Below are 11,363 nucleotides of genomic sequence, written 5' to 3'. Positions count from 1 at the left end.
CGCATAATGTCCTTGTGGAATAGGAGGGTCGTTGATAAAGTTACCTGATTTTTATTTTTCCGACTCCACTGAGACAGGCTGGTTACATGTTCAAGAAGCTGCGTGGCATTTTTTCTAACGATCTATCGATCGATTTGGGTACGGCTAACACCTTAATTTACGTTCGCGAAGAGGGCATTGTGTTAAATGAACCTTCTGTTGTGGCAATTCGTGGCGAACGCGGCAGCGGTGGGCAGAAATCTGTTGCGGCTGTTGGTACTGAAGCTAAGCAGATGCTAGGACGTACGCCTGGCAATATTCAAGCGATTCGTCCAATGAAAGATGGTGTGATTGCTGATTTCTATGTAACAGAGAAGATGTTGCAGCACTTTATTAAACAAGTACACAACAACAGCGTGTTCCGCCCAAGCCCTCGGGTGTTGGTGTGTGTACCGGTTGGGGCGACACAAGTTGAGCGTCGTGCTATTCGCGAGTCAGCCATGGGCGCTGGCGCACGTGAAGTGTATTTGATTGAAGAGCCAATGGCAGCGGCAATTGGTGCAGGTTTGCCTGTATCGGAAGCAACAGGTTCTATGGTGGTGGATATCGGTGGTGGTACGACAGAAGTCGCCATTATCTCGCTGAACGGAGTAGTGTATTCCTCTTCTGTGCGCATTGGTGGTGATAAGTTTGATGATGCGATCATCAACTATGTACGCCGTAACTACGGCAGCCTGATTGGTGAAGCAACGGCTGAACGTATCAAGCACACAATAGGTACTGCTTACCCTGGTGATGAAGTGCTTGAGATTGAAGTGCGTGGCCGTAACTTAGCTGAAGGTGTGCCTCGTAGCTTTACGCTTAACAGCAACGAAATTTTAGAAGCCTTACAAGAGCCACTATCTGGCATTGTCAGCGCTGTCATGGTTGCATTAGAACAGTCTCCACCAGAACTGGCATCAGATATCTCTGAGCGTGGCATGGTGTTAACGGGTGGTGGCGCACTATTGCGTGACCTTGACCGCTTGCTGATGCAAGAAACCGGTATTCCGGTTATGGTGGCTGACGATCCACTAACCTGTGTGGCACGTGGTGGCGGTAAAGCCCTAGAGATGATCGATATGCATGGCGGCGATCTGTTCTCCGACGAAAACTAATACGGTTTACTAACAGGCAGCAATCTGTTTTAACTGAACATAGTGCAAATATACCGAGTACATTTGCACTATGTTGTCCACATCTACTGAGGTAAATTGTGGTAAGTTAAAGCATCTAGCTGCCTTAAGTGTTTTATGAAACCCATTTTTGCGCGCGGTATTTCTAATCAATTCAGGCTAACATTGGCAATTATTTTGTCGGTGATTTTGCTGGTGGCCAATGACCGGCTAGAACCAGTACGCCAATCTATCTCATCACTACTCAGTCCATTGCAATATGTGGCAAACATTCCTGGTGCAGTACTCGACTGGTCAGCAGAAAGCTTTGCGACTCGCGATATGCTTAAAAAGCAGAATAAAGAGTTGCTACGTCAACAACTGTTGATGAGTGAACGCTTACAAAGATTTGAACACCTTCGCCAAGAAAATGATCGCTTACGTGGCTTACTCGGATCTCCTGTGCACATGGATGCCAAGAAAGTGGTGGCCGAAGTGATGGAAGTGGCCAGCGATCCTTATCGACATTACGTCGTGCTCAACCATGGCGCTCGCAGTGGCGTGTTTGTGGGTCAACCTGTGGTCGATGCGCACGGCGTGGTGGGGCAAGTGGTTGAAATTAGTGAACTGACCAGCAGAGTCCTGTTGCTCTCTGATGTCACTCATGCCATTCCTGTGCGTATAACGCGTAATGATGTACGGCTAATGGCGCAAGGCACTGGCGAGCTCGATGAGCTTGAATTACGTCATGTCGCGAAAAGTACCGACATCCGTGTTGGTGACTTGCTGGTGTCCTCAGGGCTTGGCAAGCGTTTTCCCGAAGGGTATCCGGTTGCTCGCATTATGAGTGTCAACAAAGATGATGGCCAAAGCTATGCCAAGGTCACCGCGCAGCCGCTGGCAGCACTAGATCGCATTCGTTATCTACTGTTAATTTGGCCGGACGAAAATGAACTGCCCACTGAGGCTAAAGCGCCGATTGAAGCCGAATCTACAGAAGTTCAAAAGGCTGCAGAGGCGAACCAATGAGTATGCATATTCCCCACGGTCGTTGGGTTGTCTGGCTAAGTTTTTTAGTCGCCATGTTGTTTCAAATTATGCCGCTACCTAGCTTAGTTGAGGGGTGGCGTCCTGATTGGTTACTGTTAGTGATGATCTACTGGGCGATGGCATTACCGCATCGATACAATATTTTGTCAGCTTGGGTGCTCGGCGTATTGCTGGATATTTTGCTCGGTGCCCATTTAGGTATTCGTGCGCTCGCCATGTCGCTGGTTATCTATGTGGTGGTGCTGCATTTCCAGCGCCTCAGAAACTTTCCTATGTGGCAACAAGCCTTAATGATTGCTAGCTTGGTCTGTTTATATCATTTAGTGATTTTCTGGATTCAGTTTGTCGTGGACGTTGGCTCATTTGATGTCAGCCTATTTTTACCGGCCATTTCGAGTTTAATCATTTGGCCTTGGGTCTTTTGGATGCTCAGACGTGTCCGACGCATTTATAAAGTGAGGTAAAGATGAGACTCGTATTAGCATCAGGCTCGCCACGCCGTAAAGAGTTACTGGCGCAGTTAGGCATGGGAAACCGCGATTTCAGCTTTGAGATATTGTCTGCGGATATTGATGAAACTCACCAGGCGGGTGAAGCCGCCACCGATTTTGTGGTGCGCTTGGCTAAGGAAAAAGCGCTCGCCGGATTACAATTGTGGTCAGGTACTGAAGCCGCAACCGCCTTAGGCTCAGATACGATAGTGGTGCACCAAGGTGAAATTTTAGGTAAACCACAAAATGAAGCCGATGCTCAGCGTATGCTGCAGACCTTATCAGGGCATTGCCATAGTGTGATGACCGCTGTAGCCGTGACCGATGGTATCAGAACTGTTTCCTGCTTAGTTGAAACTAAAGTGCAGTTTTGTAGCCTAACAGAAGACGATATATTAGCGTACATCGCCACCAAAGAGCCGATGGATAAGGCCGGAGCTTACGGTATTCAGGGGTTAGGCGGTAGTTTTGTTCAAGGGATTGAAGGTAGCTATTCAGCAGTCGTGGGCTTGCCATTGGTTGAAACCAAGGCTTTGCTGCGCGAGATGCAGATTCTATAATTTATTAACATTAGCATTGACCCTTTTTTTCAGCTAACGCCCTCAAACAAATTAAGTGAGCAGCTATGAGTCACACCGTCAAAAACAGAGTACAGCGCAAGATTGGATCTGAATTATTGATCAATGTGACACCAACTGAGGCACGCGTCGCCTTGGTTGAATATGGCATCTTGCAAGAGGTGCATATTGAGCGCCGGATGAAGCGTGGCTTAGTGGGAAATATCTATAAGGGTAAGGTCAGTCGTGTACTTCCTGGGATGCAGGCAGCATTTGTGGATATTGGTTTAGATAAAGCCGCTTTTCTACACGCCTCAGATATCGTGCCGCATACCGAATGTGTCGCCGATGTTGAAAAAGGTAATTTTGTGGTGCGTGATATTGGTGAGTTAGTTCGCCAAGGCCAAGACATTATGGTGCAGGTGGTAAAAGATCCATTGGGGACCAAAGGGGCGCGTTTAACCACTGACATCACCTTACCGTCGCGTTATTTAGTTTTTATGCCCGGCTCAAGCCATATCGGTGTTTCACAACGCATTGAGTCTGAAGAGGTGAGGGCGCGCCTTAAAGGTCTGACTCAACCCTTTGTCGATGAAGATGGTGGCTTTATTATTCGTACCGCGGCAGAAAATGCGGGTGAGCAAGAGTTGGTGCAAGATGCGGCGTTTTTACGCCGAGTTTGGGCTAAGGTCAGTGAGCGTCGGAAACGTCCAGGTGTGGCCATTCTCTATCAAGACTTAGCATTGCCTGTCCGTATAGTGCGCGATTTTGTTGGCACTGAGCTGGATCAAATTCAGGTAGACTCGGGGCAGACTTTCGAAGAGCTGCTGCAGTTTACTCAAGAGTTTATGCCTGAAATCGCCGACAAGATTGAACATTATTCTGGCCGCGTGCCCATTTTTGATCTCTACGATGTAGAGAACGAGGTTCAGCGTGCGTTGGGGCGCAAGGTGGAGTTGAAATCGGGGGGCTATCTGATTATCGATCAAACAGAAGCCATGACCACGGTTGATATCAACACTGGTGCATTTGTTGGCCACCGCAATCTTGAAGAAACCATCTTTAATACTAACCTTGAAGCGACTCATGCTATCGCTCGTCAATTACGTCTACGTAATTTAGGCGGCATTATCATTATCGACTTTATTGATATGCTCAATGAAGACCATAAGAAGCGAGTGTTAGCGACACTGGAAGCGGCCTTAGCTAATGACAGAGTTAAGACCAATGTCAGCGGATTTTCTGGCCTAGGTTTGGTTGAGATGACCCGTAAGCGTACCCGTGAAAGTCTAGAGCATGTGCTGTGTGGTGAGTGCCCTGCTTGCTTAGGTACAGGCAGTTTAAAGACGGTCGAAACTGTCTCCTATGAGATTTTCCGTGAGATTATTCGTTTAAACCGTGGCTATGATGCCGATGAGTTTTTAGTCTATTGTTCACCAGCCGTATACGGCAGTTTAACGGGTGAAGAGAGTCACTTATTGGCAGAGCTTGGTGCCTATATCGGTAAGCGAGTGCGTTTGCAAAACGAGCCAATGTACGCCCAAAACAAATTCGATGTGGTGATAATGTAGTGCCACGCCCATTTTGTCCTCGAACCCTCGGCCGCATTTGTTGGCAAGTTGTCGCTATTATTATGGTGGTCTTTGCCCTAGCTGTTAGCCTGTTTCGGGGGCTACTGCCTAAGCTTGATGATGTTAGAAATGAGTTAATTAACTACGTCGAGACACAGTATCAAGTAACGGTGCAATTGTCTGAGCTGTCAGCAGAGTGGCAAGCATTTGGCCCTGCTGTGACGGTCAATAATCTGGTATTACCGCCTCAAGAAAACCTGCCAGTCACCTTGATAGTGAAAAAGGTGCAAGTGAAGCTCGATTTTTGGGAAACCTTAATCACAGCGTCACCACAAATCGAGAATGTGATTTTTGAAGGGGTGCATGTCGCCTTGGATATCGACAAACTCAGCAGTGGCGATGCAAAGTCTGTGAGTGCGAACGAAGAAAGTAGTACTGATTGGGCTTATCAGTTGATGCTGGAGCAACTTGAGCGTTTTGCGATCACAGATGTCACGGTACAACTGCTCAGTAAACGCCATGAATATCGTCCTATCCATATTGAAAACCTGCGCTGGCGAAATCTCGGTAGCTCCCATCGCGCCCAAGGCCAGCTATTTTTAGACCAAGACGCCTCTGAAGTTGAACGCTTGTCATTAAGTGTCGACATTACGGGGAGCGGATATCGTCCTGATGAGTTGACGGGGCAAGTTTACCTCGCGGCAAAGTCACTCGATTTGGGCGAGTGGGCATCGCGTCAAGTGAACCCTTACAACAAAAAAACTAAGTTGCCTCTAGAGGGCGTGGTGAACTTAGAGGCGTGGTTTACGCTTGCTAATCGACAACTGGCTTCAGCCACAATCGCCTTTGAACCAAGCTGGCTACAGTGGAAGCTGAAAGATAAGCGTCAACGATTTGAAATCCAAGCGGGTCAAATCAACTGGTTGCCGAGCACAGACGGTTGGCAACTTTCGAGTTCAAATCTGGCGTTTGTCACCAATGATAAGCCTTGGCCTGAGCCAAGGCTGCTGGTCAGTAATACTGAGCAACATTTCAGTGTGCTAGTGAATCAGATTGATACCCGAGTCTTATTGCCGTTATTACCCTTAGTGCCGGGCATCGACCTTGAGGGGCTATATGCCTGGCAAGCAATGTCCCCCCAAGGAAAGCTAAATGATCTTCGTCTCGATTATGGTACAAATGCGCCGTTGCAGCTTACGCTATCGGCTCAGCAGATCACCTGGAATCCTTTCAATGGCATTCCCGGCAGCCAACCTATTGACCTTAAAATGGGCTTTAAAGGCAATGATCTCTACCTATGGGCGGATGCCCAGAATTACCTTATTGATTTCGACGATGGCTTCGAAGCCCCGATTGCATTAAAAGGTCAACCATTTTCGCTAAAGTACGCCCTCGATAGCGGCGAATTGGTTGCGCCCAAATTACAATTTGATAATCAAGACTTGAATATCGATGCCGCGCTTAAGATGCAATTTAACGACAAGGTATTTTTAAGTCTCGCCGCCGATGTCGACGTGAAAAATGCCGCCAATGCCAAATATTATTTCCCCAAACATGGCATGAGCACATCGCTAATTAGTTATTTAGAGGGCGCGATTAAAGCGGGGCAGAGTGACGACGCTAAAGTGGTTTGGCACGGTGCCTTAAGTGACTTTCCCTATCAAGATAATTCAGGTGTTTTTCAGGCTGGTTTTTCGTTAAGCCAAGCACAATATGAGTTTCAACCTGACTGGCCTGAAGTGACAGATTTAAGCCTAGTCGCGCTGTTTGAAAATGCGGCAATGGATATTTGGGTCGATAAGGGCCAACTATTGGATGTGGCTGCCGACGGTACCCATGTTGCGATTCCAGAAATGAGTGATACCAGTTTGTTGACGGTACGGGCAGACCTTCATACCAATGGTGATGCCGCTAAGACTGTGCTGCTGCGCTCGCCACTGGCTGACAGTGTCGGTGCCACCCTAAAGGTCGTTCAGGTGCAAGGGGATGTAGAGGGTAAGCTCGACTTAGCCATCCCTCTGTATGAGGGCGGTCAAGAAGCGATCCGCGGCACAGTGCTATTTAAAGATACGCCAGTTTATATTAGTGAACCGGGCGTACAACTCGATGCCGTTAACGGCCAAGTCTATTTTGTGAATGAGGTTGTGACTGGCGAAGGGATAACGGCCAAGCTGTTTGAGCAACCTGTTTCGTTTAGTTTTGACACAGGTAATATCAATAAAAATTACGGCTTGAACCTCGACATGAACGGCTTATGGCAATTAGATCAATTACCGGCACTACTCGATAATCCACTTCAGAATTATTATCAAGGTAACTTAGCTTGGCAGGGGGCAATGACCCTGGTTTTCGATCAAATTGGCTATCGTATTCAAGCGCAAGTCAGCAGTGATTTAGACGGGGTGGAGTTAAGCTTGCCCGGTACATTTGCCAAAACGAGTGACAGCAAAAGACGACTTTCGATAGAGTTGATTGGCGATAATAAGCAGTCTTCACTTGGCGCTAAGCTGGGTGATCAGTTGGAGTTTTGGGGCGGGTTCGATGAGCTTTCTGGTGATAAACTGGCTCATTTCGATCTACTGCTTGGGCGACTGTTTAAACCAGGTGATGAGTTGCGTCGGCAAGAAGGTCATCTGTTGCTCGATCTTCCAGCAACCGAGTTTTCACCTTGGTTGCCAATCATTAAAGGCTTCACTGATGATATCGTCGTCAACACCCAAGAAGCTGACAAGGGCATAGCGACGCCACTAGCGCAGGATAGTGCTGTCATGTCTAGTGGTGATACTGAAGCATTTTTCCCTCCGCTGACCTTTATCAGCGGCTCAATTAAGCAGTTAAATTTATTTGGCCAGCCTTTTTCAGATCTAACATTAACAGCGCAGCCGAGTGAACATGGCTGGCGTTTCGAAGGGGCAGCGGATCAATTCGACGGGCGTGTGGATTTCTACCCAGACTGGTCATCACAAGGGTTAAAAGTGGTGGCAAAGCATTTCGATTTTGCGCCAGCAGTCAAAGCCCCTACTGAGGCTGAATTTTCTCACGATACCATACTGAGCAATCTGCCTCCGCTCGCGGTCGATGTCGATGAGTTTAGTGCCTATGGCCGCCAGTTGGGTCACCTAGTATTACAGGCTACTCCGATAGGTGGTGATTATAAAATTCAAACCGTTTCCATCAAGACGCCGGGAATTACGTTGCGTGGCAAAGGGGCCTGGTTAAATAGCAAGCAGGAGAATCGCACGGAATTTCAGTTAGATCTGCAAGCGACAAAGTTTGATGAGTTTTCTGAGCGTTTAGGTATCGATCCTGGTCTTAAAAATGCGCCGCTTGATATGCAAGCTGAAGTGGCTTGGACCGGGGCGCCTTATGCGTTTTCAATAGACACGCTCAATGGCCAAATTAGCTATAAACTGGGTAAAGGGCATCTGTCTGAGGTGAGCGATAAAGGGGCGCGGATCTTCTCGTTGTTTAGTCTAGATTCATTGCTGCGTAAGCTATCTTTAGACTTCTCCGATGTGTTCGGTAAGGGGCTTTATTTTAATTCGTTTACTGGCACACTTAATTTAGACAATGGTGTTGTGAAAACTACTGACTCAGAAATGGATGCTGTTGCTGGAAATATGCGTGTACGTGGTTATACCGATCTGACCACGGAGAGTTTAAATTATGATATCCGCTTTGTGCCACAACTGGCCTCAAGTGTACCAACAGTGGTTTTACTCAGCACGGGGGGGTGGACGTTAGGTCTAGGGGCATTTGCCTTGACTAAGGTGTTAGAACCCGTCATTGAAGTGATCTCAGAGATTCGCTTTAGGCTCACTGGCACCATGTCAGAGCCCAAACTTGAAGAGCTAGAGCGTAAAAGCAAAGAGATTGAGATCCCTGAATCAGTATTGCCACGAACAGCTATTCCAACTGATGGCATTGTGGAACCAAGCAGTAATGTTAACGATGCCGGGGTTGAGATTCCTGCACCCCAGTTAGAAACGCCCCCCGTGTTCAACGAGCTTGAGGAGCAAAAGCCAGAGCCCTCACAACCAGAAGGGACAGGCAACCAAGGCGAGCAAAAGGAGCAAGTTGATGCAGGTAAGCTTATTACAATGTCAAAGCAGTCGCGATGTCAGTCAAAACCTGAGTTTTATCAGCGAGCAGCTTAAACAGTTATCCAAAGCAGACGATGCTCCCCATCTGGTGGTGTTACCCGAATGCTGTTTACTATTTGGTGGCCATGAAAGTCAGCAATTAGCCCATGCAGGCAGCGATAAATCAAGCGTGTTAAAGGGGGCATTGGCCAACTTAGCGCGCACTTATGGGGTCTACCTCGTGGCAGGGACTATTCCGATTTTGGCTGATGACGGCCGTGTTTACAGTCGCAGTTACTTGTTTGATGACCAAGGCGATACATTAGGTCATTATGATAAGCTGCACCTGTTTGATGTTGATGTCGCCGATGGTACAGGCCAATATCGAGAAAGTGATACCTTTTGCCCCGGTGAGCGTATCACAGTTATCGATACGCCTTTCGGACGTATCGGTATGTCGATATGTTATGATCTTCGCTTTCCTGAACTATTCAGAGCGATGCGAGCCGCAGGTGCCGAAATTATTGTGTTACCCGCGGCCTTTACTAAGGTAACCGGTGTCGCTCACTGGATGCCATTGTTGCAAGCAAGAGCGATAGAGAATCAGTGTTTTGTGTTAGCGGCTGCACAATGGGGCCAACATAACCAAGGCAGTCGCGAAACATGGGGGCATAGCTGCATTGTTGGCCCTTGGGGCGAGGTGATTGCCGAGAAAGCAGAACAAGTAGGGTGGGTGAGTGCTAAGGTTGATGCCAAAGCTGTTGAGGCGATTAGGGCAAAAATGCCTGTAGCGCAACATAATCGCTTTAGTCTGCCGCAGTTAATCGCTAAGTGCGATTGAGCGTCAGCAATAAATAATAAAATCACTCGATAATACGAGCCAAAGAGAGAGTTTTAATGCCATTTTTAACGCAAGTCGAGCACAGCTTATTACAGGACGGTTTGTCATTGGATCAGCTGCAAGGTTACCTAAAGAGTATCCATCAGCACCAGGTCGAATTTTCAGATCTCTATTTTCAAGGCAGTCGTCATGAATCCTGGGTGCTGGAAGATGGCATCGTTAAAGAGGGCAGCTTTCATATTGAACGCGGTGTTGGTGTTAGGGCTATATCCGGTGAGAAAACGGGTTTTGCCTACGCCGATGAGATAACGCCAGCGGCTTTAAGCGCCGCGGTAGAAGCGGCACGCGGAATTTCTGCTGTGGGCAGCAGCGCAAGCGTGCAAGCTTGGAAAACGCAAAAAATCAATCCTCTTTATCAAAGTGCCGATCCCATTGCGGCAATGGAAGAGGTGAAAAAGATTGAGCTGCTTAAGCAAGCTGATGCCTATATCCGCAGTTTAGACAGCCGCATTATTCAAGTTGTGATTAGTCTATCAGGCGTACACGAAGAGATCTTAGTGGCAGCTAGTGACGGCACTTTAGCTGCCGATATCCGCCCTTTAGTGCGGTTTAACTGCAGCGTGATTTTGGAGCAAGCAGGTAAACGTGAGCGCGGCGCCAGTGGTGGCGGTGGTCGTCATGACTATCAAGCTTTCTTTGAGACGGATGATGCAGGCTTACCTATGTGCTTTGACTTTGCCCGTGAAGCGGTGCGTCAGGCATCGGTCAATCTGACCGCTATTGATGCCCCAGCAGGTGAAATGCCAGTGGTACTCGGTGCTGGCTGGCCGGGTGTATTGCTGCATGAGGCTGTAGGTCATGGACTGGAAGGCGACTTTAACCGTAAGGGCAGTAGCGCGTTCAGTGGCCTAGTGGGTCAGCAAGTGGCGTCGAGCTTAGTCACAGTCGTTGATGATGGCACTATTACCAATCGTCGTGGTTCGTTGAGTATTGATGATGAAGGCGTTGCGACCCAAAAAACTGTCTTGATTGAAAACGGCATTCTTAAGGGCTACATGCAAGACAAGCTTAATGCTGGCTTGATGGGCACACATTCTACCGGTAATGGCCGCCGCGAATCATACGCACATCTGCCGATGCCGCGTATGACCAACACTTATATGGAAGCTGGCGAATCGACGCCTGCAGAGATTATTAAGTCAGTCGAGAAAGGGATCTACGCGCCTAACTTTGGTGGCGGACAGGTTGATATCACATCGGGTAAGTTTGTATTCTCAGCGTCAGAGGCCTACCTAATTGAAAAAGGTGAAGTTACCCAAGCAATCAAAGGGGCGACTTTGATTGGTAATGGGCCTGAGGCCATGGGCCAAATTTCTATGGTTGGTAACGATTTGGCATTAGATAAGGGTGTCGGTGTCTGTGGTAAAGATGGCCAAAGTGTCCCTGTTGGTGTTGGGCAGCCTAGCTTGAAGTTGGACAGGTTGACTGTGGGTGGTACGGCTTAACTTGATAAAGGATTAACTTTGTCAGGTACTTAGCATCTAGATCTCTGTGGTGATGATAGTGTTCATTGCAGCGATCTAACCCCCACAATTGAAGGTCCAACTTCTCATCTCCACTAATGGGTGTTAACATTCG

General features: G+C 48.0%; 8 protein-coding genes. All 8 read left to right on the top strand.

The annotated features are described in order from the left end of the window. Positions 1–86: 86 nt before the first annotated feature. The 8 genes from BEL05_RS05455 to tldD all read left to right on the top strand — a co-directional run bounded on the left by BEL05_RS05455 (position 87) and on the right by tldD (position 11,230). Complete coding sequence (locus tag BEL05_RS05455) at positions 87–1,136, top strand: rod shape-determining protein (RefSeq protein WP_011864209.1); 1,050 nt, start codon at positions 87–89, stop codon at positions 1,134–1,136. A 135-nt stretch (positions 1,137–1,271) separates the two neighbouring features. Further along, positions 1,272–2,162 carry a rod shape-determining protein MreC gene (gene mreC / locus BEL05_RS05450; RefSeq protein ID WP_069670534.1) on the top strand — a complete coding sequence of 297 codons (891 nt, stop codon included), beginning with the start codon at positions 1,272–1,274 and terminating at the stop codon, positions 2,160–2,162. Further along, the gene (gene mreD, locus BEL05_RS05445; protein ID WP_028764120.1) at positions 2,159–2,647 is read left to right on the top strand and encodes a rod shape-determining protein MreD; all 489 of its coding nucleotides are present in this window, start codon (positions 2,159–2,161) and stop codon (positions 2,645–2,647) included. The genes mreC and mreD overlap by 4 nt, the downstream gene beginning before the upstream one ends. Positions 2,648–2,649: 2 nt before the next feature. Further along, the gene (locus BEL05_RS05440; protein WP_069670533.1) at positions 2,650–3,234 is read left to right on the top strand and encodes a Maf family protein; all 585 of its coding nucleotides are present in this window, start codon (positions 2,650–2,652) and stop codon (positions 3,232–3,234) included. Between the two features lie 65 nt (positions 3,235–3,299). Then, positions 3,300–4,802, top strand: coding sequence for a ribonuclease G (rng, locus tag BEL05_RS05435; RefSeq protein ID WP_037428633.1), 1,503 nt, complete (start codon positions 3,300–3,302; stop codon positions 4,800–4,802). Next, complete coding sequence (locus BEL05_RS05430; RefSeq protein ID WP_069670532.1) at positions 4,802–8,959, top strand: YhdP family protein; 4,158 nt, start codon at positions 4,802–4,804, stop codon at positions 8,957–8,959. The genes rng and BEL05_RS05430 overlap by 1 nt, the downstream gene beginning before the upstream one ends. Beyond that, positions 8,883–9,725, top strand: coding sequence for a carbon-nitrogen hydrolase family protein (locus BEL05_RS05425; RefSeq protein WP_069670531.1), 843 nt, complete (start codon positions 8,883–8,885; stop codon positions 9,723–9,725). The genes BEL05_RS05430 and BEL05_RS05425 overlap by 77 nt, the downstream gene beginning before the upstream one ends. A gap of 56 nt (positions 9,726–9,781) precedes the next feature. Beyond that, positions 9,782–11,230, top strand: a complete 1,449-nt coding sequence (gene tldD / locus BEL05_RS05420) for a metalloprotease TldD (protein WP_069670530.1) — start codon at positions 9,782–9,784, stop codon at positions 11,228–11,230. Positions 11,231–11,363 lie beyond the last annotated feature (133 nt).

The sequence above is a fragment of the Shewanella colwelliana genome (genome assembly GCF_001735525.1).
In the GTDB taxonomy this organism is placed as follows: Bacteria; Pseudomonadota; Gammaproteobacteria; order Enterobacterales; family Shewanellaceae; genus Shewanella; species Shewanella colwelliana.
This window is presented reverse-complemented; position numbering and strand designations above follow the sequence as displayed.